The organism is Bacillota bacterium (genome assembly GCA_036504675.1).
In the GTDB taxonomy this organism is placed as follows: Bacteria; Bacillota; Sulfobacillia; order JAJYWN01; family JAJZPE01; genus DASXUT01.
In genome coordinates this window covers 1-25946 of record DASXUT010000153.1, presented here as the reverse complement: position 1 = coordinate 25946, position 25946 = coordinate 1, and the positions used below count along the sequence as shown (strand labels likewise).

The 25946-nt window shown below is 67.0% G+C and carries 24 protein-coding genes; 8 read left to right on the top strand and 16 right to left on the bottom strand.

Annotated elements, in window-relative coordinates; translation table 11 throughout:
- Positions 1–454 precede the first annotated feature (454 nt).
- The 4 genes from VGL40_11745 to VGL40_11730 all read right to left on the bottom strand — a co-directional run bounded on the left by VGL40_11745 (position 455) and on the right by VGL40_11730 (position 5013).
- The gene (locus tag VGL40_11745) at positions 455–1789 is read right to left on the bottom strand and encodes a Ger(x)C family spore germination protein (protein HEY3315935.1); all 1335 of its coding nucleotides are present in this window, start codon (positions 1787–1789) and stop codon (positions 455–457) included.
- Positions 1779–3032, bottom strand: a complete 1254-nt coding sequence (locus VGL40_11740) for an endospore germination permease (protein HEY3315934.1) — start codon at positions 3030–3032, stop codon at positions 1779–1781. The genes VGL40_11745 and VGL40_11740 overlap by 11 nt, the downstream gene beginning before the upstream one ends.
- Positions 3032–4570 (bottom strand): spore germination protein, encoded by a 1539-nt coding sequence (locus VGL40_11735; GenBank protein HEY3315933.1) that lies wholly within the window; start codon positions 4568–4570, stop codon positions 3032–3034. Before VGL40_11735 ends, VGL40_11740 begins: the two co-directional genes overlap by 1 nt.
- A 281-nt stretch (positions 4571–4851) precedes the next feature.
- Entirely contained in the window at positions 4852–5013 is a 162-nt protein-coding gene (locus VGL40_11730) for a hypothetical protein (GenBank protein ID HEY3315932.1), read from the bottom strand.
- Positions 5014–5270: 257 nt separating this feature from the next.
- Between VGL40_11730 and VGL40_11725 the strand changes: the two genes are divergently transcribed.
- The 6 genes from VGL40_11725 to VGL40_11700 all read left to right on the top strand — a co-directional run bounded on the left by VGL40_11725 (position 5271) and on the right by VGL40_11700 (position 12217).
- On the top strand, positions 5271–6704 hold the full coding sequence (locus VGL40_11725) for an FAD-dependent oxidoreductase (protein HEY3315931.1): 1434 nt from the start codon (positions 5271–5273) through the stop codon (positions 6702–6704).
- Positions 6704–7048, top strand: a complete 345-nt coding sequence (locus VGL40_11720) for a 4Fe-4S dicluster domain-containing protein (GenBank protein ID HEY3315930.1) — start codon at positions 6704–6706, stop codon at positions 7046–7048. Before VGL40_11725 ends, VGL40_11720 begins: the two co-directional genes overlap by 1 nt.
- 144 nt (positions 7049–7192) lie before the next feature.
- Positions 7193–7543: a hypothetical protein gene (locus VGL40_11715; GenBank protein ID HEY3315929.1), complete on the top strand. Its 351-nt coding sequence runs from the start codon at positions 7193–7195 to the stop codon at positions 7541–7543.
- A gap of 183 nt (positions 7544–7726) precedes the next feature.
- Complete coding sequence (locus tag VGL40_11710; GenBank protein ID HEY3315928.1) at positions 7727–9103, top strand: TldD/PmbA family protein; 1377 nt, start codon at positions 7727–7729, stop codon at positions 9101–9103.
- A gap of 2 nt (positions 9104–9105) precedes the next feature.
- Positions 9106–10422: a TldD/PmbA family protein gene (locus tag VGL40_11705; protein HEY3315927.1), complete on the top strand. Its 1317-nt coding sequence runs from the start codon at positions 9106–9108 to the stop codon at positions 10420–10422.
- A gap of 232 nt (positions 10423–10654) precedes the next feature.
- A complete protein-coding gene (locus tag VGL40_11700; GenBank protein ID HEY3315926.1) occupies positions 10655–12217 on the top strand; it encodes a UDP-N-acetylmuramoyl-L-alanyl-D-glutamate--2,6-diaminopimelate ligase in 1563 nt (520 codons plus the stop codon).
- 2 nt (positions 12218–12219) lie between these two features.
- Here the strand turns inward: VGL40_11700 and VGL40_11695 are convergent, their stop codons facing one another.
- From VGL40_11695 to thiL, 11 genes are all read right to left on the bottom strand, one after another.
- Positions 12220–12699: an AAA-associated domain-containing protein gene (locus tag VGL40_11695; protein ID HEY3315925.1), complete on the bottom strand. Its 480-nt coding sequence runs from the start codon at positions 12697–12699 to the stop codon at positions 12220–12222.
- Positions 12700–12744: 45 nt separating this feature from the next.
- Positions 12745–13503, bottom strand: coding sequence for an ABC transporter ATP-binding protein (locus VGL40_11690; protein ID HEY3315924.1), 759 nt, complete (start codon positions 13501–13503; stop codon positions 12745–12747).
- Positions 13504–13507: 4 nt separating this feature from the next.
- Positions 13508–15274: an ABC transporter permease subunit gene (locus VGL40_11685; GenBank protein ID HEY3315923.1), complete on the bottom strand. Its 1767-nt coding sequence runs from the start codon at positions 15272–15274 to the stop codon at positions 13508–13510.
- A gap of 198 nt (positions 15275–15472) precedes the next feature.
- On the bottom strand, positions 15473–16960 hold the full coding sequence (guaB, locus tag VGL40_11680) for an IMP dehydrogenase (protein HEY3315922.1): 1488 nt from the start codon (positions 16958–16960) through the stop codon (positions 15473–15475).
- Positions 16961–17041: 81 nt separating this feature from the next.
- Positions 17042–18409 carry a radical SAM protein gene (locus tag VGL40_11675; protein HEY3315921.1) on the bottom strand — a complete coding sequence of 456 codons (1368 nt, stop codon included), beginning with the start codon at positions 18407–18409 and terminating at the stop codon, positions 17042–17044.
- Positions 18406–19332: a phosphatase PAP2 family protein gene (locus VGL40_11670; protein HEY3315920.1), complete on the bottom strand. Its 927-nt coding sequence runs from the start codon at positions 19330–19332 to the stop codon at positions 18406–18408. The genes VGL40_11675 and VGL40_11670 overlap by 4 nt, the downstream gene beginning before the upstream one ends.
- A 320-nt stretch (positions 19333–19652) precedes the next feature.
- Positions 19653–20705, bottom strand: a complete 1053-nt coding sequence (gene tsaD / locus VGL40_11665) for a tRNA (adenosine(37)-N6)-threonylcarbamoyltransferase complex transferase subunit TsaD (protein HEY3315919.1) — start codon at positions 20703–20705, stop codon at positions 19653–19655.
- A complete protein-coding gene (rimI, locus tag VGL40_11660) occupies positions 20698–21258 on the bottom strand; it encodes a ribosomal protein S18-alanine N-acetyltransferase (GenBank protein HEY3315918.1) in 561 nt (186 codons plus the stop codon). Before rimI ends, tsaD begins: the two co-directional genes overlap by 8 nt.
- 4 nt (positions 21259–21262) lie before the next feature.
- Positions 21263–22054: a tRNA (adenosine(37)-N6)-threonylcarbamoyltransferase complex dimerization subunit type 1 TsaB gene (gene tsaB / locus VGL40_11655; GenBank protein ID HEY3315917.1), complete on the bottom strand. Its 792-nt coding sequence runs from the start codon at positions 22052–22054 to the stop codon at positions 21263–21265.
- Positions 22051–22512, bottom strand: coding sequence for a tRNA (adenosine(37)-N6)-threonylcarbamoyltransferase complex ATPase subunit type 1 TsaE (gene tsaE, locus VGL40_11650; protein ID HEY3315916.1), 462 nt, complete (start codon positions 22510–22512; stop codon positions 22051–22053). Before tsaE ends, tsaB begins: the two co-directional genes overlap by 4 nt.
- Positions 22513–22532: 20 nt before the next feature.
- Positions 22533–23612: a thiamine-phosphate kinase gene (thiL, locus tag VGL40_11645; protein ID HEY3315915.1), complete on the bottom strand. Its 1080-nt coding sequence runs from the start codon at positions 23610–23612 to the stop codon at positions 22533–22535.
- 187 nt (positions 23613–23799) lie between these two features.
- On the opposite strand from thiL, the gene VGL40_11640 reads away from it, so the two are divergent.
- Positions 23800–24795, top strand: a complete 996-nt coding sequence (locus VGL40_11640) for a D-2-hydroxyacid dehydrogenase (protein ID HEY3315914.1) — start codon at positions 23800–23802, stop codon at positions 24793–24795.
- On the opposite strand, the gene VGL40_11635 is transcribed toward VGL40_11640, so the two are convergent.
- On the bottom strand, positions 24792–25700 hold the full coding sequence (locus tag VGL40_11635; protein HEY3315913.1) for a uracil-DNA glycosylase: 909 nt from the start codon (positions 25698–25700) through the stop codon (positions 24792–24794). The two genes, VGL40_11640 and VGL40_11635, sit on opposite strands and share 4 nt — an antisense overlap.
- 14 nt (positions 25701–25714) lie before the next feature.
- Between VGL40_11635 and VGL40_11630 the strand changes: the two genes are divergently transcribed.
- Positions 25715–25946: hypothetical protein (locus VGL40_11630; GenBank protein HEY3315912.1), on the top strand; the 232-nt coding region annotated here is incomplete at its 3' end.

Below are 25946 nucleotides of genomic sequence, written 5' to 3'. Positions count from 1 at the left end.
ATCGCCATTCGGCGTGAAATCCTTCAGCGTTAGCTTCATCGGCTTACCACCTTTCGGAACGACTTTCCATGGACGCGGGTGTGGACGTGGCAGGTGAATGACGACCTTTTGCCGGACAATTCCGAAAAGTGGCCAATCCACGACCAACGGCCGGGCACAAAGTCCGGCCGTGGCAGTCTCGGTGGTTTTGGCCCAGTGTCGAGGGGCGCAAATAGAGGAGTGCGTGAGTTGCGGCGGTTTTAACATTTTAGGTTACCGCTTTTGTATTCCGCGGTCAATGAGCATTTTCCTTCAAAAAAGGTCATCTGAGCGAGCCCGAAAATCGGCTGGGGGGCGGTGGTTGGTCGTGACGGAGGGTCGCCCGACAAAAAGTGATTGGAGCGGGGCCGCCCCCGCTCCTTCTAATCATGCCGGTCGATGAACCATGTTTCGTCGCCCTCGGTGACGGCCGCCCTCAGGGCCCGCTCGAGCCCCCGCCGCCCTCCGGATGGCGATAGATCGGCAGTTCCTCGAGGGGGCTGAGGGTCGTCCCGGTCCGACGGACGAACGACCGGACTTCCAGGTTGACCTTGGCCCGGACGAATTGCGCCGGCCAGTTGGTGCGGATCCACTCATCGAAGCTCTTGGCCCGGTAACGGAAGCTGTGCCCGAAGCCGAAGATGTCCGTCCCGAGGCCCTGCATCCGGGCGACCAGGTCGTCGGCGATCCCCTTGAGGCGATGGTCGAGCTGTTCCGTAACCTTCTTCAGATCCGACTCCTTGGTCAGGAACTGGCCGCGGTAGAGGAATTTGGTGATGTCCCCTTCGAAGACGATCCGCTCGCTGATGGAGGGCATATCCCCCTCCATGGCGGCCTTCATCTTGGGTTGTTCGCCCCTGACGGCGATCGACACGACGGCCTCGGGATCCTGCATCTGGAAGGTAAAGACCGACCGGCTCATCTTGCCCACCATCAACAGATAGACCTGGGTCTGCTCGCCGGAAAGGAAGTCGACCAGGCGGTCCCCGTAGAAGACGGCCGTCCCCATCACCTGAAGCTTCGGCGGCGTCACGGCGCCGCCCCCGGAAGCGTGGCCCGTCCCCCCCTCCCCGCCGGCCGCGCCGCCACCGCTCTGCCCCATCTCCAACCCGGACTCGGCGACGTCCCGCGGCGGTCCGATGATCGGAGCCACCGGCTCACCGCCAACCGTCTCGTAGGCGATCAGCCACTCGTGAACGGTGGTCGCCGGCGCCAAGCCCGTGTTGCTGGCCAGGCGGACAAGCTCCGCGATGGCCCCGGCCGGATCCCTCTCGGTCTGAAGGCCCTGTAGGATGTCGCCGGCCGTCCCCGTGGACACGAGAAGGTAGTTGGTCCGCCGGAATTGCCGGTCTCGGACCAGCTCCCCGACAAATACGAGGATCCCGTCCTGGGCCAACTCTTTACCGAAGATGATGATCTTCTCGTGCTCGAAGCTGATTCGCTTGTGCCGCATGGTGGCGAGGAGGTTGGCCGCTTCCGTCAGGGTGCGGCCCTCGATGACCTCGGTGATGACTCCCGGGCCACCTCCGCCCCCGCCGCGCCCCTGGGCGATCAGCGCCGGCACGGCGATTTGCAGCGTATATCGACGCGGGGCGTGCTCGCCCTTGTCGATCCCGATCGCCAGGACGAAGGCCACATCCTCCAACTCCCGGCGGTCCCAGCAGCCACCCAGGCTGAGGGTCAGGGCCAGGATCAGAGTTAGGGCCAGGACGGCCGGCCGGCGAACCGACCGGCCCCCCGGCGGTCGGCCAAAACGCCCCCTAGCCACCATCGGCCTTCGCTCCCCGTCCCCGACCGCCACCCGCCCGGTTCTTGCCCTCGGCCGGCCCGGCCCCCTCTTGCCTCTTACCGGTGGCCAGGGCGATCACCCAGAGGATGAGGGGCGCTCCGAAGCCCAGCAACCCCCCGAAGTTCCGAAAGACGTTGGCCTCGAAGCCGGCCGTCGCCACGTAGCTCGGGGGAAGGAAGGCCACGGTGTAAAGGAGGATCGCCATCGCCGGGACCAGTGGGCGGTAGTTGGGCAGGTGAAGGGTCTCTCCCACGGCGACGGCGGCGACGTAGAAGGCGACCGTCACCTTCAACCCAGCGGTGAAGAACCAGAGGAAGACAAAGACGGCCTCGACCCGCTGGACGAACCGGCCAAACTCGATCAGGCGGGCCATGTAGTACATGGGAAAGGAGGTCCGGGCCGCGCCGATGACCCCGAAGGCCGACACCACCAGGGCCGGGGTCCCGGCGATCAAGACCCAGGAGAGACCGAGGGAGGTCATCGCGCTGCCGAAGATCTTTTTCTTGTTCCGGATTGACGGGTAGAGGAAGGCGATGGCGACGACCTCGACGTAGAGCGAGGATCGGGTCACTCCGTTGACGGTCAATTCCAGCGGCGGTTGGCTGAGGACCGGAAGCAGCCGGCTGAAATCATAGAACCTGGCCACGCCAAGGAAGATGATGATCAGGCCCGCCAGGAGCCAGGGACCGAGGAGGAAACAGACCCGCGAGACGGCCTCGATCCCCAGGTAGGCGCCGTAGGCAACGACGATCAACATGGTCATGACGAGCACCGACAGAGGGGTCAGCGGGAGGATACCGATGATCAATGTCTCGGCCGACTCCCTGAGGATGAGCGCCGCCACCACCAGGAAGAACACGCTCAAGAGGAGATTCATCAGCGTGCCCAGGTAGCGCCCGGCCAGTTCGGTGCTGACCCGAGCCAGGGAGTAATCGGGGAAGCGGTTCATCAGGCTGATGAGCACCCAGGTCCCCAGGGCGGCGACGCCCGCCCCGATGGTCGCCGCCAGCCACCCTGAGTTCAGGGCCCGCTCGGTGATTGAGGCCGGGTAGCTGAGGAAGATCTTGCCCCCGATGAGGATGGTCAGCGCCGCCACCAGTTCGGCCTGCCCGACGTGCCCCCACTCCGGGGACATCGAGGGGAAGGCCTTGGTCCCCTGTTTCAGGCCCCCCGCCCGGGAGCGGTCCTTGCCGGCGGTCGATGGCCCCCGGCCCCGAGGACTCATCACTTCCCCCCCTTTCGTTTCACGATCATCTTCTTGGCCAGCTGAGACGCTGGCGCCCACTTCCGAACAATCAGGTCCTGGCGGATCTGGTCACTTTGCCGCAGGAAGGGCGGCCGGTGCCACATCGTCCAAAGCTGGCCACGCAGCAGCACATCCGCCGTGGGCGTGCGGCGCGGGGCCACTGGTGACAGGTAAGGTACGCCAAAGCTGCGGAGGGAGGCCAGGTGCAGGGCCATGAAGAGCATCCCGGCGGCCATCCCCGGGAAACCCAGGAAGGCGGCCACGATCTCAAAGGGGAAGCGCAGGACCCGGACGGCGAAAGAAGCGGAGAAGTTGGGGATGGCGAAGGTGGCCAGGCCGGTGACGGCGATGATGATGACCAGGATGGGGCTGACGATGTTGGCGGCCACCGCCGCCTGACCGAGGACGAGGGCGCCGACAATCCCGATGGTCGGGCCGATGACGTTGGGGATGCGGACGCCGGCCTCGCGGATCAGTTCGAAGGACAGCTCCATCAGGATGACCTCGACCGGGACCGGAAAGGGGACGCCGTGCCGCGACGAGGCGATGGCCATCAGCAAGTCTGTCGGGATCATCTCCTGATGATAGTTGGTGACGGCGATGTAGGCGGCCGGGACGAAGAGAGCGATGAGCATCGACACAAATCGGAGGATCCGGAGGAAGTTGGCGTAGGGCCAGCGCAGGTAGTAATCCTCGGAGCTGTGGAGGAAGGTGGTGAAGGTCATCGGGGCGATCAGCGCCCAGGGATCGTCACCGACGAGGATGGCCACGTTGCCCTCGGACAGGAAGGCGCCCACGCGATCAGGTCGCTCGGTCGAAGTCACCTGGGGGAAGATGGCGAAGGGGAAGTCCTCGATGTACTGTTCGAGCATCCCGCTCTGGGGGGCGAAGTCGACGTCGATGGCCTTGATCCGCCGGCGGACCTCGGTCACCAGCTTGTCGTTGGTCAGGCCCTTGATGTACATCAGGGCGACGTCGGTGCGGGACAACCGGCCGATCTTCAATCCCTCGACGACCAGGTCCGGCGACTTGATCAACCGTCTGACCAGGGCGGTGTTTGAACGCAGGGCCTCGGTGAAGCCCTCGATGGGCCCGCGGACGACCATCTCGCTCTGGGCCCGCTCGACGCTTCGATGCTCCCAACCCTTGGTCTCCAGGGCCAGGGCTCCGGCCTCACCATCGACGAAGAGGGCCGTCTCCCCGGTCAGGACGTGGGCGATGACGGCCTCGTAGTCGGTCACCGTCTCATACTTGTCCGAGGGCACCAGGCGCTTAGCCACGGAATCGAGGAGGTTACCGCGGCGGCGGATGTCATCGATCTCGGACAGGAGCATCAACGGCTGGAGGACGCCCTCCCAGACGGCGTTCTTGACCACCAGCCCGTCGAAGTAGAGGATGAAGGCCCGGACCGGCGGCTCGGTCCCGATCTCCAGCTCGCGGATGACGACGTCGCTGTTGTCCTGCTTGTGGAAGACCTGCATGGCCCAGGCCAGGTTGGCGTCGTAGGCCTTGACCATGGGCGTCTTCGGGCCGTCCGGGGCGAACCGCTCGGTCGGCGAGATGGGTTCGGTCGGGATGGGCGGGCTCGGCTTTTCCTGCTTGGCTGCCCCCGACTGGTCTCCGCCCCGGCCTTTCCCGCCGCCCTTGCCCTTGCCTTTCCCTTTGCTGCCCGGTTCCCCCCGGCCAGGAATTGGGCGGTCCCCTAGAGAAAAGAGCTTATCCCCGATCCTGGAGCGGCCCGATATCCTTGCCCAGATGTTTCGGATGCTGAACGTGACCGACCGCCCCCAAGCAAAGCCTACCTCAGCAAGAGAACCGCCGCCGGCACGACGACGGCCAGGACGGCGACGATGATCACCCCGACCGCCCCTGAATGGTTGCCCTGCTTCCAGGTCTCGACGCCATACATCGCCGTGTAGGAGGCGACGACGGCCGCCCCGAGGATCCACAGATAACGCACGACCCGCACCCCCAGTAGCTACAAAAGCTAGTGTTACCCTGGGTTTGGGGAGTATTCCGTCGGACATCACACCGGACAACAGCAACGCCCGGCCTGATGATTTCGCCCGGCGGCGCGGATAATAAACCCGCCGATGAACGGCGGAGGCGGAAATGGTTCAAACAAAGCGACGTGGTAGGGGAAAAAAAGCGAGAGTCCGGGCATGGCGGAGGGTCCTCGGGGCCGGCCTCTTGCGGGCGGCCAAGGCCGGAATGAGGATGGCCGCGGCATCGATCGTTCCCCGTCTCCTGGAGACCGTCCGCGCCGAGGGGTCGGCCGAACCGCGGGGTGAGCCGGCCGAGCCCCAGGGAGAGCCCGATCTGACCGCCATCTCAAACCGTCACGACGTCATCGTCGTCGGGGCTGGGCCGGCCGGCAACACGGCCGCTTACCTCTTGGCCAGGGAGGGCCTGGACGTCTTGCTCATAGAACGCGGGCCGGTCCCCGGCTCGAAGAACATCGGCGGGGCCGCCGTGCCGGTCCAGGTTTTCCAGGAGGTCCTCCCGGATCTGGTCCCGGATCTCCTGGCCGAGCACCCCTATGAGCGGATCGCCACCCGCCAGGAGTTCTGGGTGATGGCCGCCGATTCGGTGGTCACCTTCGGGGTCAACGGCGCATCCTTCACCCGTCCGCCTCTCAACCGGCTGTGTGCGGTCAAGGCCCGTCTCGACCTCTGGATGTCCGACAAGGCCGTCGCCGCCGGGGCGACGCTGCTGGCCGGCTACCGCGTCGACGAGGTCCTCAAGGACGGCGAGCGGGCGGTCGGGGTCCGCGTCGACCACCCAGTCGGAGCAGACGGGCAGGCGACTCGGGAGCTCCTGGCCGACGTGGTGGTCATCGCCGAGGGGGTCAACCCCATCGTCAGCCGGCGGGCAGGCTACGTTCAGCTGTCGAAACCAGACCTGGTATCCCTGTACGCCAAGGAGACCCTGGCCCTGTCGGCCGAGGAGATCGAGCACCGCTTCGGACTGGGCCCGAACCAGGGGGCCATCCTGGCCATGTACGGCTATTGCACCGCCGGGGTCAACGGGACCGGTTCGCTCTACACCAACCAGGACTCGGTGGGGATCAACTTCGGAGCCCACCTCGAGGGGATCATGAAGGCCGACCTAAACCCCAACGAGTTCCTCGAGCGCGGCAAGGCCCATCCGGCCCTCAAGCCGCTCCTCGACGGTGGGAAGACCATCGAGTACTCGGCCCACCTGATTCCCGAGGCCGGCTACGACGGGGTCCCGAAGCTGGCTCACGACGGAGCGGTGATCGTCGGGGACGCCGCCAACCTGGCCAACGGGACCCAGGGCCTGGGGCCGGCGATGGTCTCGGCCAGGGCCGCCGCCCGGGCCATCATCGAGGCCAAGCAGAAAGGGGACTTCTCGGCCAAGACCCTCCGCCGTTACCCGGAACTCTTCCGGCAGACCTATGTCTGGAAGGATCTACGCTACAATCGCTGGGTTCCCGATTACTACGGGGCCCATCCCGACCTCGTCGAGACCTACTCGAACCTGGTAAACGCCTTCGGCCACGAGATGTCGATGGTCTACCCGGACACCAGCCGCCAGCGCCGGCGGCGGATCCTGCGAACAATCCGACGGGTCGAGCCACTCGGCAAGGTCCTTCGTGACGCCCTCCAGGCCGCCTGGGTGGAGTACTGATGGGCGAAGACCTCTGCACGACCCCGGCGGCCAAGACCACCCGGGACTCGTTCAACCCTCCGCCCGAGCCCAGCCTCTGGCTGAAGGATCCGGCCCTCTGCGGCGACGCCGAGTGCGCCCGTCCCTGCCTCACCGTTTGCCCGGCGGGGGTCTTCGAGTGGCGCGGCGGGCCGGCAAGCGCCGACGAGGTGCGTTCGAAGGCCCTGGCCCAGATGGGACGGCTGATCACCATCCACTACCAGCGTTGCCTGGAGTGCGGGGCCTGCCTGTACCTGTGCCCTCGCGGCAACATCCACTTCAACTACCCGGCCGGCGGCTACGGGGTCTATTACATAAGAAGTTGACCAGCTTTGTGACAGCGAATCACGCCGCGTCCGCGGACCTTGCGCGGCCGGTTTCGGGGGCTTGTGGGCCAAGCCTTTCTCGACGAAAAATCCCAGCTATGATGGACACCGCGATGGGCAGCATAAACCCGAGGAGGTGACCATATGGCTGGGAAGAAGTATTCGCGGGCGCGCGGTTTTGAGAACATAACCACCTCGGGCAACCTCACCCAGGCTTCGGTCGGGTCCAACACCGCTCAGGGCAACCTCGGGGCGAACCAGAACCTCGGCGGCTTTGATCGCTTCGACTTGAACCGATTCCAGTTCGAGGTGGCCAACGAGATCGGCCTCGACGCCCAACGCCCGAGCCGACAGAAGGTCCAGAAGCTCGAGTCGACCGTCCACAACGAGGGCGGCGCCACCGGCGGGACCGGGACCGGCAAGACCGGGACCACCACCAGGACGGCGACAGGCGCCGGCACGGGCGGGGTTTCCGGGGGGACCAAGAAGTCCTGAGGCCCAGGCCGCACGGCTTGGCTGGAGATTCATGAAGGTGGGACAGGGCAGGGGCGCACTTCGCGTGCGCCCCTGTGTCTTGCAGGAAATGGGGCCTGGACCGCCGAAGATTCGCCGGACGCGGCCAGACGAGGCCAACGACAGGAAGCGGGATGCTCGACCGGCCGATGAGGGGGTGCGATCTTGAAGTCATTTCTGACCGGGGCCGTCCGCCACCAGGACGCCGACTACCTCGAAGTCCGCTTCGAGGAGAGTCACGTCACGAAGGTCCAGTTCCGCGGCCCCACCCTGGACAACGTCGGCCAGTCCGTGGTCTACGGTGGTAACATCCGGGCCCTCGTGGACGGTGGCTGGGGCTTCGTCTCCTTCAACCGGGTCGAGGACCTCGAGTCCAAGGTGACCATGGCCATCCGCCAGGCCGGCCTGATCGGCCGAGCCCGTGGGGAGCGTAGCCACCTGGCCCCGGCCCCGGTCATCGAGGATCGGGTCGAGCTGAAGCCGGGAGCCGACCCGCGGAAGGTCTCCCTGGAGAAGAAGATGGCCGTCCTCGGCGATTACAACCGGGCCGTCCTGGATTTCGGCCCGCCGGTCAAGAGCTCGTCCGTCATCTACCAGGACAAGTACAGTCAAATCTACTTCGCCAGCTCCGAGGGGACTTATATCGAACAAGAGAAGAGCGACACTGGCGGTAGTGTTACGGCGATGGCCGTGGACGGAGACTTGACCCAGGTTTCCAGCGTCGGCTTCGGCGGCTCAAGTGGTTTCGACGTGGTCCTCGGCCTGGAGGGGAGGATCCATCGGGCGGCAACCACCGCGGTGGCCCTCCTCAAGGCCCAATCGATCAAGGGCGGCGAGTACACGGTGATCACCGATCCCATCCTCACCGGGATCTTCGCCCATGAAGCCTTCGGACACCTCTCCGAAGGTGACAACGTCTACGAAGACAAGAACCTTCAACGGGTGATGGCCCTGGGCAAGCGGTTCGGCGGGGAGTTCCTGAACATCTACGACACCGGCCTCGACGAAGGAGCCCGCGGCTACTTGAAGTACGACGACGAAGGGATCCCGACCGAAAAGACCTACCTGATCAAGGAGGGCGTCCTGGTCGGCCGCCTACACTCCCGGGAGACAGCCGGCAAGCTGGGCGAGCGGCCGACCGGAAACGCTCGGGCCATCGACTACCGCTTCCCCCCCATCTGCCGGATGCGGAACACCTGCATCGAACGGGGTGAGTCGACCTTCGAAGACATGCTCAGAGGGATCAAGCTCGGCGTCTACGCGGTCAGGGCCTACGGCGGGCAGACCAACGGTGAGATGTTCACCTTCTCGGCCGGCGAGGCCTACATGATCCGGGACGGCCGCCTGGGCGAACTGGTCCGCGACGTCACCCTGACCGGCAACGTCTTTACCACCCTGGGCCACATTGACCTGGTCGGCTCGGACTTCGAAGCTCACGAGTCCGGCGGCGGTTGCGGCAAGGGGGCCCAGGCCCCCCTCCCGACCAGCGAGTGGTCGCCGCACATGCGGATTCAGAAGGTCGTCATCGGGGGGAGGGATTGACCATGCCGGCCAACCTCGAGGAGCTCCTGAGCAAGGCGCAGAAGGTGGGCGACGCAGCCGAGGTCTTCTGGCGGCGGGCCGCCGGGACCCCGGTGACTTACGAGAACAACAAACTCAAGGAGATCCAGACCAACGCCACCTTCGGCGTGGCCCTCCGCCTCATCAAGGACGGACGGATCGGCTTCTCGACGACCACCAAGGAGGGCGACTGGGACACCCTCGTCGACAATGCCCTGTCCGCCAGCACCTACGGGGCTCCGGCTTCCTTCGAATTCGCCCCCCGGGCCACCCCGAACAAGGTCGAGATCGATGACGAGAAGGTCGCCTCCCTGCCGGTCGAAGACCTGGTGGACACCGGCCGACAGATCATCGAGGCGGTCACGACCTATGACCCCCAGGTCCTGACGACGGTCGGCCTGACCCGGTCGGTCCACGAGTCCGGAGTGCTCACCACGAGCGGCTTCTCCGGCCGCTATCGCCGGACCGAGTACGAGGTCTTCGTCCTCGGCCACCTGGTCGAGGGGGAGAACATGCTTGACGTCTATGACGGGGATGGATCGACCGACCTCTCCGTCGACGTCCCGCGCCTGTATCAGAAGGTTATCGAGGACCTGCGCCTGGGGCGGGTCAACATCCCCATCAAGACCGGACGCTATCCGGCCATCCTGACTCCGAACGCGGCCGGCGACCTCCTCCGTCCTTTCATCTCCTGCCTCGACGGAAAGGCCGTCGAGCGAGGTATCTCTCCGTGGCGGGACAAGCTCGGCCAGGCCCTCTTCAGCCCGGCCTTCACCCTCCACGATGACCCAACCCTGGCCCGCTCGCCCGCCTCCGCCTGGTTCGATGACGAGGGCGTCCCGACCCGGAAGACGACCCTCATCGACCGTGGCCAGTTGGCCTCCTTCTACCTGGACCTACGGACGGCCAAGGCGCTCGGACGGGAGTCAACCGGCAACGGCTGGCGTCACGGGCTCGAGTCGGCCCCCGCCCCGGCCACCTCTCAACTGGTCCTTCCCCCCGGCCAGGCCAGCCTGGCTTCGATGATCAAGGGGATCCGCGACGGGATTCTCATCGACCAGCTGATGGGCGCCTGGGCCGGCAACCTCCTGGCCGGCGAGGTCAACGGCAATGTCGTGCTCGGCTTCAAGATCGAGAACGGCAGGATCACCGGCCGGATCAAGGACTGCATGTTCTCGGCCAACGCTTTTGAGGCCATGCACAGCCAGCTTTCCGGCCTCTCCCGGGAAACCAAGCGGACCTTCGACGGAACGCTGCCCTGGATTCTCCTGGACGGGGTGAACATCAGCGCCAAGGGGTGAGGCGGCGACTCGGCCGCGCGGGAAAAATACATCACCAGAAACAATGACGTAAGCGGGGCCGGTGACGGCCCCGCTCCTTCGTTCATAAGATAGGCACTAGGCGGCCCATCACCCGTGAGTTTCGCCCAGGCAATGGGCCTTTATCCGGACCCTATCCACCCCGTGTTCGGGCCGCTGGTGGGCATAATAATGGGCCGAAAGATGATTCGTCTCCCCAGGGGGCATTGCCGGGATGAGACTGGGACAGCTTTGCCAAGCCTTGGACCGCGATGATTGGCGGGTATTCGGCGACACGGACATCGAGGTCAGCGGCATCACCAACGACTCCCGTCGGGTGGCCCCCGGAGACCTCTTCGTCTGCATCCACGGCTACAAGAAGGATGGGCACTCCTACATCGGGGAGGCCATCAGCCGCGGGGCGAGAGCCGTCGCCGTCCAGCGGCCGGCGCCGGGGTCCCCCGAGGAGATGGCCCTTCGGCTGGCCTTTGAGCTCGGGGAAGAAAAGCAATTTCCGGACGGGACGGCCATCCCTCGGCTCGAGGTCTACGACTCCCGGGACGCCCTGGCCCGGATGGCCACCGCCTTCTTCGGTCACCCCACCGACCGGCTCAGGGTGGTCGGGGTGACCGGCACCAACGGCAAGACGACCACGACCTTCCTGATCGAGTCGCTCTACCGGGCGGCCGGGATGAACACCGGCCTCATCGGAACAATCCATAATCATATCGATGGGCAAGTCATCCCGGCCCAGCGGACCACCCCGGACTCGATCGACCTTCAACACCTGCTGCGCGAGATGGTCGACAGCGGGGTCACCCACGTGGCCATGGAGGTATCATCCCACGCCCTTGAGCTTGCCCGGGTGGTCGGATGCGAGTTTGACATCGCCGTCTTCACTAATGTCACCCGTGATCACTTCGATTTCCACGGCAACTTCGATCGGTACCTGGCGGCCAAGACCAAGCTTTTCGAGGATCTCGGAGTCAAGGCCCGCAAACTCGGACCGCAGACGGCCGTCCTCAACGTCGACGACCCCTCGTCGGGTCGCCTGGCCGGGGTCACTCGGGCCCAGATCGTGACCTTCGGCCTCGACCGTCCGGCCGACGTCACCGCCAGGCACATCCGGCCCCGGCTGTTCGGCAGTTCCTACGTGATCTGCACGCCCATCGGCGGGATCGCCGTCGACTCGCACCTTCCAGGCCGTTATAACCTCTACAACTGCTTGGCCATGGCCGCCGTCGGCCTGGTCGACGGGATCGACCTGGAGACGATCAAGCGGGGCATCGAGACCCTGACCTGCGTCCCCGGCCGCTTTGAGATCATTGATTGCGGCCAGCCCTTCACGGTCATCGTCGACTTCGCCCACAACCCCGATGCCCTCGAGAAGGTCCTGCAGGCGGCAAGGGAACAACCGCACGGGCGGACCATCGTCGTCTTCGGCTGCGAGGGCGACAAGGACCGGACCAAGCGCCCCTATATGGGCGACGTCGCCGCCCGGCTGGCGGACTATGCCATCATCACCCTCGACAACGTCTATTCTGAGGACCCGGAGCAGATCGTCCGGGAGATCGAACGAGGCATCGACTCCGGGTTGGAGGACAAGTACACGGTGATCATCGACCGCTATGAGGCCATCCGGGAGGCCCTCCGGCAGGCCGGTTCGGGTGACATGGTCGTCATCGCCGGCAAGGGCAACGAGACCAAGCAGGTCTTTCACGGCTGGGAACGACCCTTCGACGACCGCCTGGTGGTTCGCAACCTGCTTCGGGTGATGAATGGCGAGTGGGTCAAGTGATCTCACCCCTTATCGAGATAGATCTCTTCGGTCTCCGGGCTGAAGCCGATGAGCTCGGCGTAGCGCCCCCAGTCGATAACCGTCTTCAGGAGGCGTTCGGCCTCCTCATCCGGGAGATGCTCGGCGAAGAGGTCAAAGAACAGGCGTTTCGGGGCGTGATTGTGGCGCCGTTGGCGAAGGGTCGCGAGGACGGTCCGGAACACCCCGAGCGGCGCCAACTGCCCGGCCAGCATCGTTTTGCGGCGGTTGACATCGGCGTGCAGGAACGAGCGGCCCAGCCCGGTCAGGACGACGTCCCCGCGCCCGGCCTGGATCAAACCCAGGAGCTCGCCCGCCTCGATGACCGGGAGGATGTCGTCGAGCTCGAGGTTCAGCGACTCGGAGATCCGGTAGACGTCCTCCTGGCCGCCGGCGTCCTCGAGCAGTTCGCAGAAGCCCATGACCTCGGACAGGCTGACGTCGGGCAGCAAGATGAGTTCCAAGGGGCTTTCCCTCCAGAGAATCGCCGGACCATTGATGGCGGCGAATCAGACGATGAGCGAATAGACCTGGTCGGTCAGCCGCTGAAAGGTCTCGTCCTTACGGTTGCGCGGGCGCGACAGGGGCACGGGGAGGATCTCGATGACCCGTCCGGGGCGGGCCGAAAAGGTGACAATCCGGTCGGCCATGAAGACAGCCTCCTCGATGCCGTGGGTGACCATGATGATCGAACTGACCTTGAGGGCCGGATCGGCCCACAGGCTGAGGACCTCTTCGCGGAGGTTCTGAGCGGTCAGGGCGTCGAGGGCCGAGAACGGCTCATCCATGCACAGCAGTCGAGGCTCGACGGCCAGCGCCCGGGCGATCCCGACCCGCTGCTTCATCCCCCCGGACAGCTCGCGGGGATAGGCCTCTTCGAAGCCGTCCAACCCAACCTGGTCGATGTACTTGTCGGTCAGCCGCCGCCGGACGGCCGGCTCCACCCTCCGGGCCTCCAGGCCCAGCTCGACGTTCTGGCTCACGGTCAGCCACGGGAAGAGGGCGAAGGATTGGAAGACCACGGCGATGTGCGGGTCGACCCCGGTGACCGGACGCCCGTCGTAGAGGATCCGGCCCGAGGTCACCTGATCCAGCCCGGCGACCATCCGCAGGAGGGTGCTCTTGCCGCAGCCCGATGGACCGACGAGACAGACGAACTCTTCCTCGGCCACGGAGAACGAGACCCCGTCCAGGACGGTGATGGAACGGCCCTCGTCGCTATAGACCTTGGAGACGTCCCGAAGTTCCAGGAGGGCCAGGAGGATCACCCGCTCAGTAGTCGATCTTGAACCGGCGTGCGGCCAGGTTGTAAAGGGGTCGCCAGAAGAGGCGGTTGGTGGCCACGATGAGGAGGACCATGGACATCAAGGCCAACCAGATCTGTTGCAGGTTACCGCTCTGATAGGTGGCCTGGTCAAGCAGAGAGCCGATGCCGAAGGCGGTGAAGGTCTGACCGCCGTAGACCACATACTCGGCGATGATCAGGGCGTTCCAGCCGCCGCCCCAGGCGGTGATGCTCCCGGTGACCAGCGACGGGAAGACCGCCGGCAGGACGACCCGGATCAGGTACAGGCGACCCTTGAGGCCGTATGCCTGGGCGGCCTCCTTCAGGTCGGCGGGCAGCGATCGGACCCCGGAGATCAGGTTGAACAGGAGATACCACTGCATCCCGGTGAGGGCCAGGAGGACGGCGGCCAGGTTCATCCCGCCGGCCCGCCGGGCGATGACGAAGACGATCACCGGGAAGAGGGCCGTGGCCGGGACCGACGCCAGGACCTCGAAGACCGGCATCAGGAACCCGTAGGCCCGGTCGCTCGAGGCGACGTAATACGCCGCCGGCAGGGTCCAGGCCAGGGAGATGAGGTAGGCCGCGGCTAGGCGAAGGAACGAGGCCCCCAAGCCGGCCGGGATCAGGCGGGCCTCTGGGGGCAGCGGCTGGAGCATCAGCCGGGCCAGGGAGACGACCGACCGGGCGACGAGATACAGGATCCCGGTGGTGACGGCCCAGCCCACCGCCCGGCCGGCCAGACCGATGAAGCGCTCGGCCAGGCCGGGCCACCGCGCCTCGGCCGCCCGGCGGGCCCGGGCGGCCGCCTTTCCCGGGGGTCCGACGATGGCCCGGTACACCCGCCTGGTCAGGGACCAGACCGCCGAGCCGGCCACCGTCGTCAGGCGCGCCACCGGCCATTTTCGCCACATCGTCAGGAGGCGGGAGGTCGGGGCCGACCCGCCGGCCAAGTACTCGTACTTGAAGCGGGCCGCCCAGACGCCCAGTGGCCTCCAGAGGAGCAGGTCCAGGAGGATGATCAGGGCGACCAGGACCGCCAACCCGATCATGGTCAGGTCGAGCCGGCCGGCCTGGGCCGTGTTAATCAGGTAGCTGCCCAGCCCGGGCAGGGTGTAGTTGATCGGGCCGAGGGCGATGATCTCGCAGGCGATCAGGAAGTACCAGCCCCCGGCCCAGGAAAGCATGCTGTTATAGACCAGCTTGGGGACCATCGCCGGGAAGAGCAGCCTGGAGAAACGCAGGCCCGGTCCCAATCCGAAGGCCCTGGCGGCCTCCTGGAGGTCCTGGGGGATGGTTGTCAGGGCCTCGTAGACCCCGAAGGTGATGTTCCAGGCCTGGCTGGTGAAGATGAGAAAGACGGCGGCGAGTTCCAACCCCAGCCGTCCGCCGTGGAAAAAGCCAACGAAGAAGAACACCGCCGCCGGGAAGAAACCCAGGACCGGGACGGACTGGAGGACGTCGAGGAGGGGCATCAGGAAGCGGCCGACGGCCGGACTGGCCCAGGCGACGTAGCCATAGAGGAGCGAAAACCCCAGGGCCAGCAGGTAGGCGGCGAGCATCCGAGCCATGGACATCAGGGCGTAGCTTGGGAGGGCGTGGGTGGCCGTCAGGAGGCGGGCGGCCGGGCCGGGAATGGCCACGGCCGGGCGCCGATAGATGAAGTAGAGCAGTCCGGCCAGGACCAGAAACCAGACCACCCGCATCGCCTGACGTCGGCCGGCCTCGACGACCGATCCGCGCGGACCGCGCACCCGATCACTCCCCCCGGGGGTCACTACCGACTCGCCTAGTGTGCCCACGCGACCATCCGGTAGTGCGGTTCGCCGGCGGCCGCCGGCAGGCTGCGGGTCGGGAACGCGGAGGCCCCGGTCGGCATGACCGGGGCCTCCAGGCAAGGACTGAGGAATCGCGGACGGATGAGACTCCCGGGGCGATAGGCCGCCCCCGGGCTATTCGCGGATGGAGTAGTTTGGGGCCTCCTTGGTGATGTTGACATCGTGCGGGTGGCTCTCCCGCAGGCCGGCCGAGGTGATCCGGATGAAGTGCGTCTTGGTCTTCAGGTCCTCAATGCTCTTGGCCCCGCAGTAGCCCATCCCCGAGCGGAGCCCGCCGACCATCTGAAAGACGGTCTCCGAGAGCGGTCCGCGGTAGGGCACGCGGCCTTCGATGCCCTCCGGGACGAGCTTCATGTCGCTCTCCTGGAAGTAGCGGTCGGCCGACCCGGCCCGCATCGCCCCCACCGAGCCCATCCCACGATATACTTTGAAGCTGCGTCCTTGGTAGATCTCCATCTCCCCGGGACTCTCCTCGGTCCCGGCGAAGAGGCTGCCGATCATGACCGAGTCGGCGCCGGCGGCGATGGCCTTGGTGATGTCGCCGGAATACTTGATCCCGCCATCGGCGATGATCGGCACGTCGCTCCGCCCGATCGCCTTGTAGCCCTCGAAGATCGCCGTGATCTGCGGGACGCCGATCCCGGCCACGACCCGGGTCGTGCAGATCGAGCCGGGCCCGACCCCGACCTTGACGGCGCTGGCCCCGGCCTCGGCGAGGTCGCGGGCCCCTTCTCCAGTGGCCACGTTGCCGGCCACCAGCTCCAGGTCGGGGTGGCGCTTCCTCAGCTTCTTGAGGAGATCAATGACGTTGCGGGAATGCCCGTGGGCACTGTCCAGGACGATCACGTCGACGCCGGCCTCGATCAGCCGGTCCGTCCGGTCCAGGGCCTCCTCGCTGACGCTGACCGCCGCGCCGGCCAGGAGCCGGCCCCGGGCGTCCTTGGCCGAGTTCGGATACTTGCGGGCCTTCTCGATGTCCTTGATCGTGATCAGGCCCTTGAGGGCGAAGTCCTTGTCGACCAGGGGCAGCTTCTCGATCTTGTGCTTGGCCAGGATCCGCTTGGCCTCGTCGAGGGTCGTCCCGACCGGCGCCGTGACCAGGTGGTCCCTGGTCATCACCCGGCCGATGGCCTGGTGGGTATCCTCGATGAAGCGGATGTCCCGGTTGGTCAGGATGCCGACCAGCCGGCCCCCCTCGACCACGGGCACGCCCGAGATGTGGTAACGGGACATGATCGCCAGGGCCTGATCGACGGTGTCCTGTGGAGAAAGGAAGATGGGGTCGGTGATCACCCCATGCTCCGAGCGCTTGACCTTGTCCACCTCGGAGGCCTGCCGATCGATGGGCATGTTCTTGTGGATGACTCCGAGCCCGCCCTCACGGGCGATGGCGATGGCCATCCTGGCCTCGGTCACCGTGTCCATCCCTGAAGACAGGAGGGGGATGTTCAGCCTGAGCTTCCTGGTCAGGCGGGTGGAGACGTCGACGTCCCGCGGCAGGACCCTCGACTCGCCGGGGACGAGGAGGACGTCATCAAAGGTCAGTCCTTCCAAGGCGAAGCGGGTGTCTTGGTCTTCGGGTCTCTTTCTCTGGCCAGGCATGGTTGGTGGTTCCTCCCCGCTCGGTATTATCGCATTATAGCACGCCCGGGGGCGCCCTTCAATGGGCGGCGGGCGCCGGCTTCAAACCAGTTCGACCTCGGCTCCGGAGAAGACCTTGAGTTCCCGGAGCGAGCGGCCGGTTAGATCGGTGTGGTCCTGATCCCATGGTTCCCACGGGACGAGGATCAGGCGCGGGGCCGGCGCGGTGACCTTGATTCGCCCGAGGACCCGCAGGTAGTCGGAGACGACGGTCAGGCCGGCGGTCATGATCGAGCCGCCGAAGAAGGCGTTCTCCACGACCTCCACGGCCACCCCCTGGAGGGCCTCCGGTTCGAGGACCCGCACGAGGCCCAGCCGAACGACGTCCCCGGCCAGGGTCGACGTGAGGACGGTGGCCGGCCGCGGGCCGTTATGCAGCAGCTCGGCGGCGTGATGGAGGCGGGCCGGGTCAAGGTCGTAGTGAACGACGAAGCCGGGCCGCTCGTCGGGTTCCTTGACCAGTTGGATTGAGAGCTCGCCGGCCCCCGGCCGGTCGACGACGAGTCGCGCCGGGCCGGCCTCGGTGGCCGCCACGTGGGCGTCAAAGCGGCTGATGACCTCGTCACCATCGACCGACCGGATGACGTCGCCTCGGCGGATCCCGGCCTTGGCCGCCGGGCCGTCCTTGGCCACCCCTTCGACACGGGCGGCAAGGTCGGTCAGGCGGGGCGGTTCGAGGACCAGCGGCGCCGTGGACACCCCGGCCAAGTCGTCGACGAGGCGGGCGAGATCGTCCCAAAGGCTCAGGGGAAAGCGAAGTTCGGTCGGGGCAAGCTTGGTGTAGCCCGGCAGGAAGATCCGGATCAGGGAGGCCCCACGCTCGTCGAGGAAGGACACGGTCCGGGCCGGGTCGTCCCAGCCCACCAGGTGGGGCAGGGCGACCAGGCTGCCCTGGAACGGCAGGCCCGCCTCGGCCAGGAAGTCGATGGCGGACAGTGCCCGCTGTGGCTTGCCGTCACCCATCAGGCGGCGCCGGTTGGCCTCGACCGCGCTGTTGAGGGAGACGATGACCTCGACCGGGGACAGGGCGGCCAGACCCCGGACCGCCTCGCGGGTCAACCGAGAACCGTTGGTGGTCACCTGGAGCACGGCCCGCGGGTAGCCTTCCCGGGCCAAGCTGAGCAGGTCGAGCAACTGAGGATGGGTGAATGGCTCACCTTCGTCGATCCGGGTGACGGACTCGCCGACGACGATCCGCTCGGGGTCCTCCATCCATCCCAGGGTCTCCCTGACCTCCTCGGCGGTCCTCGGGCCGAGCTGAAAGGTGGTCACCCCGGACGGGTTCTGGCGGTTGCTGCAGAACAGGCAGCTCATGTCGCAGACCGAGGTTATCGGGAGGACCCCGTAGCGGCGGGCACCCCACTCGGCCGCCGCCTTGACGGCCATGGGGCCGGCGGAGACCCCGATCATCTGGGCCGCGGACCTTGCGGCGACGACGGCGAGCCGGGGTGGGTCACGCCCGCGCGGGCCGGGCCACCGTGGGCCGGGCCAGCTTGGGCCAAGCCGAGGCGGACGAAGATGAGCGGCCAGATGAAGGCGCCCCACAGCCCGAGGAAGGAATACCGCCCGAGGTCGGGCCAGAGGCCCTCGCCCACGACCAGCTTCAGTCCGACCCTCAGGCCGAGCAATAGACCAAGACCGACAGCCACCTTGAAGACCTGAGCCCAGAACGGGCCCTCCGGGCGGAAGCCGACGAAGCGCTCCTCAAAAGCCCAGCCGACGGCCATCCCGAGGAGGAAGCCGGCGATCTTGGGCCCGTCTGGACCGCGGTAGACGAAAAGCATGACCAAGGGGACCAAGATCCCCATCACCAGCCGGACGGCGAAGGGCGCCCGCCGGCCGCGGGTCACACCAGATAGCCAGGCGTAGACGAAGCTCAGGCCGAGGCCGAGGGCGGTGCCGCCGATGACGTCGGCCGGCCAATGGACCCCGAGGTAGACCCGGGATAGTCCGACGAGGACGATGATCAGCCCGGCCAGCAGCGAGAAGAGGCGGCTCCTCGATTGGGTGGCCAGGAAGCCCCAGAAGGCCGCGCTGCCCTGGGCGTGGCCGCTGGGAAAGGCGTAGCCGGCGGCCGACTCGGGGTACAGGTTGCGGACCGGTACGGCCGGCCGGGCGGTGGTGAAGAAGCCTTTCAGTCCGGCGTTGGCCCACGAGGAGAATAGGAAGACGTAGGTCAGACCGATGCCGAGGCGTTTGTTCAGCGACCAGAAGACGATGGGCACCGCGGCCAGATAGAAGGCCTCACTCCCGAGGTCGCTGATGGCCCGAAAGGCCGAGTCTATTACTGGGCTTGAGAAGTGCTGCAACCACAGGATGATCTGCACACCCATCGGCGGGCCCTCCCGGTGGAGCCTGGTTTTCTCAATGGCCGGGGCTGAGGTCGCCCCGGTACGTCAATGGTCGAAAAGCGGCGGTCCTAATTAGAAAAACCGTGACATAAGCCGTTCTCTCAGGCCCGTCGTGGACATAATCCACACAATCCACAGTCTTATCCACAGGCATGAATCGCGTTTAGCTGGCCTTGCTGTTTTTATCCACGCCGCCCACAAGACCGGCATGGCGTTTGTGAGTCAACCCTTCGACTTGGTTCGACATTTGGAAGGAAAAGCTGCATCCTGAGGCTCGGCGCGGCTCGCCGGGTCTCGGCCGCTCACTCCAGGGCCAAGTTGGGGTCGGCGTTCAGGTCGAGGCCCGAGCGGAACCCGCCGACCATGCGGAAGTATCCGGCGGCGCCGATCATCGCCGCATTATCCGTGCACAAGGAGAGCGGCGGGAAGCGGACTGACAAGCCCTCGGCGGCCGACCGTTCCTCCATCGTCCGCCGCAGGGCGGAGTTGGCGGCCACCCCTCCGGCGAGGACGATCCGGGTCGTCCCGACCAGCCTCGCGGCGGCGACAGTCTTGTCCACCAGGACGTCGGCCACGGCCTGCTCGAAGCTGGCCGCCAGGTCGGCTCGATTGACCGCGGTCTGGCTCAGGCCGGCCCGCTCGAGGTAATTGACGACGGCCGTCTTCAGGCCGGAGAAGCTGAAGTCCAGACTCCCCGGCTCCAGATAAGCCCGGGGGAGGTCGATCGCCCGCGGGTCGCCGTGGCCCTCACGGGCCAGCGCATCCAGAAGGGGGCCCCCGGGGTAGCCTAGTCCGATGGCCCGGGCCACCTTGTCGAAGGCCTCTCCGGCCGCGTCGTCTCTGGTCCGGCCGAGGACCCTCCGCTCGCCGTGCCCGGAGACGTAGATGAGGTCGCTGTGGCCGCCGGAGACGACCAGGCAAAGGAAGGGAAACCCGGGCGGCCGGCCATCGCCGATGGGCCGGCCGCCCTCATCGATGGCCAGAAAGTTGGCGTAGATGTGGCCTTCGAGGTGGTTCACCCCGACCACCGGCTTTTGCCAGCCGAAGGCCAGCCCCTTGGCTAAAGAGAGGCCGACCAGAAGGGCCCCGACCAGTCCGGGCCCGCTGGTCACGGCGACGGCGGCGAGGTCGGCGGGGACCACCCCGGCCTGTTCGAGGGCCGCCTGAACGACCGGTATGGACAACTCGAGGTGGCGCCGAGAGGCGATCTCCGGGACCACGCCGCCGAACCGCCGGTGCAGGTCGACCTGCGAGGCGACGACGTTGGCGCGGATGATCGTCCCATCCTGGATGACCGCCGCCGCCGTCTCGTCGCAGGAGCTTTCGATGGCCAGGATCAGGCCGCCTTCAGCGATTCCCACGGCCGCCCTCCCGGGCCGCCCGGTCGGTCCCTCCGGTCCCCTGTTCATCGGCCGAGCCTGTCTCCTCGTCCTCGCCGCCGAGTCCCAGGGTCTTCCGGATGTCGTCGTTCCACATGATGATGGCGTCTTCATTGGTATCCGTGTAGTAACGCTTGCGGAGGCCCTGGGCCGAAAAGCCCAGCTTGTCATAGAGCCGTCGGGCCACCTGGTTAGTCTTGCGCACCTCGAGGGTCATCCGGTTGGCGTGGCCGGTCACGGCCTCCTCCATGAGGCGGCGGAGGAGCCGTTCACCGAAGCCCCGCCCGCGGAAGTCGGGGTGGATGGCGATGTTGGTCACGTGGGCCTCGCCCATGACCAGCCACATCCCGGCATAACCCATCACCCGGGCGCTGACCCGGGCCACGATGTAATGGGCGTACACGTTGTCGGTCAGCTCGCGGACGAAGGCCTGTCTCGACCAGGGGCTGGAAAAAGAGGCCCGCTCGACCTCCATCACGTCCTCCAGGTCGTTCAGGCGCATCGGCAGGATCGCCATTTCGTCGGCCAAGAGTTCACCTGCTCCCATTAGCTGCGGCGGACCGAGTCCCGGGGTTCGCCTTGGTCCCGGGGTTCGCCTTGGTCCCCGCGTTTGCCTTGGCCTTGGCCTTGGCCTTGGCCTCGGCCTCCGAAGGGCGGATGTAGATCGGTACGGCTTTTGCCGCATCGGGGCGCCGGCCTGAGGCGAGCAGACGGAGCCCGATCTCGGCGACGCTGCCGGCCGACGGGAAACGCCGGGCGACGGGGGCGAAGCGAGCCTTCTCCCCGAGGCGCTCCTGGACCACCCCGCCATAACGACTCAGGGCGTCGCCCAGAAAGAGGATCGGCTCGTTGAAGGCGCTGACCCGATCGAGGAGTAGTGCGAGGTCGACGGCCCAGTATCCGCCGAGTCGTCGCAGGGGCTGCCCGGAGGCCGGCCCGCCGGCCCGGTAGAGGGCCGCGTAGACCTGCCCCTTGCGGGCGTCGAGGAGGGGGCAGATCAGCCCGGGCCAAGACCAGACATTGAAGGCCAAGGCATCCAGGGTCGGCACGGTGAGGACCGGCCGCTCCAAAGCGTAGCCGAGGCCTTTGGCCGTGGCCAGGCCGATCCTCAGCCCGGTGAAGGAGCCCGGCCCGGCGCTGACGGCAATCCCGTCGACCTCGGCGCGGGCAACCCCGGCCTCGTTGAGGGCTTGATCGACCAGCGGCATGAGCCGCTGCGAGTGGGTCAGCCGGCCGGCCGTGGACAACTCGGCCAGCATCCGGTCCTGGCTGATGAGGGCCACCCCGCAGACGGCCGTCGCCGTCTCGAGACCAAGAACAATCACCCGGCGGTCAACTCCTTGAGCCTTTGCCCCGGCCGTCCGGTGGCGGTCACGGTCAGCTTCCGCTCGTCCGGGCCTTCGCCGGGCAGCCGGGCGAGGCTGATCCAGACAGCGTCCTCCGGGACCAGGTCGGCGATGTTCTCCGGCCACTCGACGACGGCCACGCCATCCCCGGAAAGGTATTCCTCTAAGCCGAGGGTGGCCACGTCCTCACCGCACTCCAGCCGGTAGGCATCGATATGATAGGCCGGCCAGCGGCCCACGTGCTCGTGAATGATGACAAAGGTCGGGCTCTGGACGGGGCCCTTGACCCCTAGCCCGGCCAGGATCCCCCGGGCCAGGCAGGTCTTGCCCGCCCCGAGCGGACCGCTCAGGCAGACCACGTCACCCGGTTCGAGCAGCGCCCCAAGCCGCCGGCCAAAACCCTCGGTGGCCTCGGGGGAAGACGTTCGAATCTCCATTGAACCTGTCCTCAGGGGGATTAGTGGATGAAGTGATCGGAGCCGGCCGGGTCAAGCGCTCGTTCGGTGCCATCCGGCATGGCCACGACCAGACCCTTCTCCGGTTCGACGACCTCCCCGACCTGGATCGGCGCCCGGTTGGTGGTCTCGGCCAGGGTCTTGACGACCCGTTCGACGTCGTCGATGCCCACCGCCAGGAGCAGCTCATAGTCCTCGCCCCCGGCCAGGGCATAGTGAATCGGGTCGCGCCCGAGGGCGCGGGCGACGGTGGCGGCCGCGGGAGCCACCGGCAGGCCTTCCCAGAACAGCCGGGCCCCGGCATGGCTGGAGCGGGCCATCGTCCCGACGTCGCGGGCCAGCCCGTCGCTGATGTCCATCATCGCCCGGACGGCATGCAGGTCGGCCAGGAGCCGTGACTCGCGAAAGCGCGGCACCGGTCGGTGCTGGGCCCGGATGACCTCCTCGGCCACCTGGTCACCGACGGCCTGCCGGAGCCCACCGTCGCGAAGGACATCCAGGCCGGCGGCGGCCGCCCCGAGAGGCCCGGTGACCAGCAGGACGTCCCCCGGTCGGGCGCCTGACCTGGTGATGAGCTTGTCCTCGTCGACGTCCCCGATGACCGTCACGTCGATGACCGCCCCCTGAGGCGAGCGGATCATATCGCCGCCGACGATGGTCGCTCCGTGCTCGGCGGCCTCATCGATGAGCCCGTCGTACAGCCCGGTCACGGCCTCGACGTCGGTAGCCGCGGCCAGGGCCATGGACACCAGGGCGAAGCGCGGCGAACCGCCCATGGCGGCGATGTCGCTGAGGTTCACGGCCATCGCCTTCCGCCCCAGGTCGTAAGGGGAGATGACCCCGGGCAGGAAATGGACCCCTTCGAACAGCATGTCGCAGGTGGCCAGGAGAAAACGTCCCGGGCTCGTTCTGAGGACCGCGGCATCGTCGCCAATGCCGAAGATGACCTGCGGTTTGTCGGCTGCACCCGCCCCCATCGTCAGGGGCGACCGCGAAGTGACCTGCCTTCTGATGCGCTCAATCAGTTCCAGCTCGCCGAGGTTGGACAGATTATCTCTGTCCCTGGTCGAGGTTGTCAGCATCAATACTCCCTCGCTTTCCGGTGTCTTCCTCGGCGTATTATGCCCGGCGTATTATGCCCTAAGATTCGTTGGCTCCCGGGCGCCTTCCTCCCGCCAAGCGCCCGGACCCCCCTGCGCCGGGCAGGGAGGGTGCCTTCTGGGGCCGAATATGAGTTATCACCGTCACCGAAACGGAGGAATCACGGTCATGCAGATCCTTGCCCTGGGGGTCAAGCCAAGTCACCTGGATCGGGTGCGCGAGGCGGTCCCGGAGGCCGAGATCCACTTCGCCGAGACGGCCGATGAGGCCGCCGCCAAGCTCGGCCGGGCGGAGATCCTCGTCACCTGGGGCCGTCCGCTCACTCCCGAGCTCGTCGCCAAGGGGACCGGGCTATCCTGGATCCATCTCTTCTCGGCCGGCGCGGACACCGTCCTGTTCCCGGAGATGCGCGCCAGCCCGGCCATTCTGACCTGTTCCCGAGGGGCCCACGCGGTCCCCATGGCCGAGCACGTCATGGCCATGATCCTGGCCTTCGAGCGCGACTTGAGGACCATCTATAGGCAGCAGGCCGCCCACGAATGGAAGCCGTTGAGGCTCGGGGAGTTGGGAGGCGGCACGCTGGGCCTGGTCGGCTCGGGCGGGGTCGCCCGGGAGATCGCCAAGCGGGCCCACTGCTTCGGCCTGAGACTGCTGGCCGTAAGAAAGCATGGCGGGGCTGCCGGCAGCGCGGCGGTCGCGGGCCTTACGGCGTCCGCCCGACCCGCGCCCGATCCTGACCTCTTCGACGACGTCTGGCCGGTGGAGCGGCTGGACGAGTTGTTCGCCGTCTCCGACCATGTCGTCGCGGCCATCCCCCTGACCGCCGAAACCCGCCACCTGATCGGCGCGGCTCAGTTCCGGGCGATGAAGCCGAGCGCCTACTTCTACAACGTCGGCCGGGGACCGGTCGTCGATGAGGCCGCCCTCATCGCCGCCCTGAAAGAGAAGCGGCTGGCCGGGGCGGGCCTGGATGTCTTCGAGACCGAGCCCCTGCCACCCGACAGCCCGCTCTGGGACCTCCCCAATGTCATCGTCTCGCCCCACGCCTCGAACAGCTCTCCGCGTCAGCTGGCTCGGGTGGTGGCGGCCTTCGTGGAGAACCTCGAACGGTACAAGACAGGCCTGCCGCTCTTGAACATGGTCGACAAGACGGCGGGGTACTAGACCTCCTCCGTCGCGCCGCCGGACGGTCCCTCCGCCCCCAGCACCCGATCGTGCTCGGCGCGCAGGGCCTTGAAGTCCTCCCACACCGGCCGCTTCTTGGTCTCGTCGCGGAGCAGGGCGGCGGGATGATAGGTGGGCATGACTCTCAGGCCCAGCCGTTCGAACCAGACCCCGCGGATCTTGGTGATCCGAGCGTCCGGGTCGATCAGCGACTGGGCCGCCGAAGCCCCCAGGCAGACGAGGAACTTCGGGGCGATCAGCCGAATCTGGGCCTCGAGCCAGGGTCGGCAGGCGGCCCGCTCATCCGGCAAAGGGACCCGGTTCCCCGGTGGACGGCACTTGACGACATTGGTTATGTAGACTTCCTCGCGGGTGAAGCCGACCGAGGTCAGGATCTTGTCCAGCAGTTTGCCGGCCGGCCCGACGAATGGCCGGCCGAGTTCGTCCTCGACCGCCCCGGGGCCTTCGCCGACCACCAGCACCCGGGCCCTGGGGTGGCCCTCGCCGAAGACGACCCCCCGGCAATCGGGGCGCAGTCCGCATTTCCGGCAGTCCGCCGCCAGCCCCGCCAGCGCGGACAGGTCGCCGACCGAGTCGTAGGGATTGGGCGGGTGGGGCGCGGGGGCCGGGAAAGCCGTGCCGACCACGGACCCGGGGAATGAGGCCCTGGCCGGGCCCCGAGGGAAAGCGGGCGGCCCCGCCGGCGCCCCCCAGGGCAGGGCGGTCTGTCCGGGGAGCTCCGGCTCGATGGCCACCGCCACTTCGTCCGAGGCCGGCCCCGCCGGGGTCCTCCCGGGGGCGAACTCAAAGCTCACCTGATGGGGGTTCGGCTCGGGAGCGACCTGACCCAGCCACCCGCCCTTGGCCTGACCCTTGCCCCCGCTCGTCCCTCGTCCCGAAGCCACCTTGGACTCCCCCTTTGTCATCCGAAGAGGTTCGAAGCCCCTGGGGCAAACTCCTCTTCGCCCGGTGTCCCTTCCCGCCCCGCGGGAGCCGCGTCCTTCGCTGGTTCGAACGCTCCGGGCGGGGTCGGACGGCGGCGGTCGACGACGGGACCATGCGTCGGGCCCTATCCCTCCTGGCCGAGGAGGAGGGTCTCTTCGTCCACATGGAGTCGTCCTCGTGGCCACTGGCAACGGGCTTAAGGACCC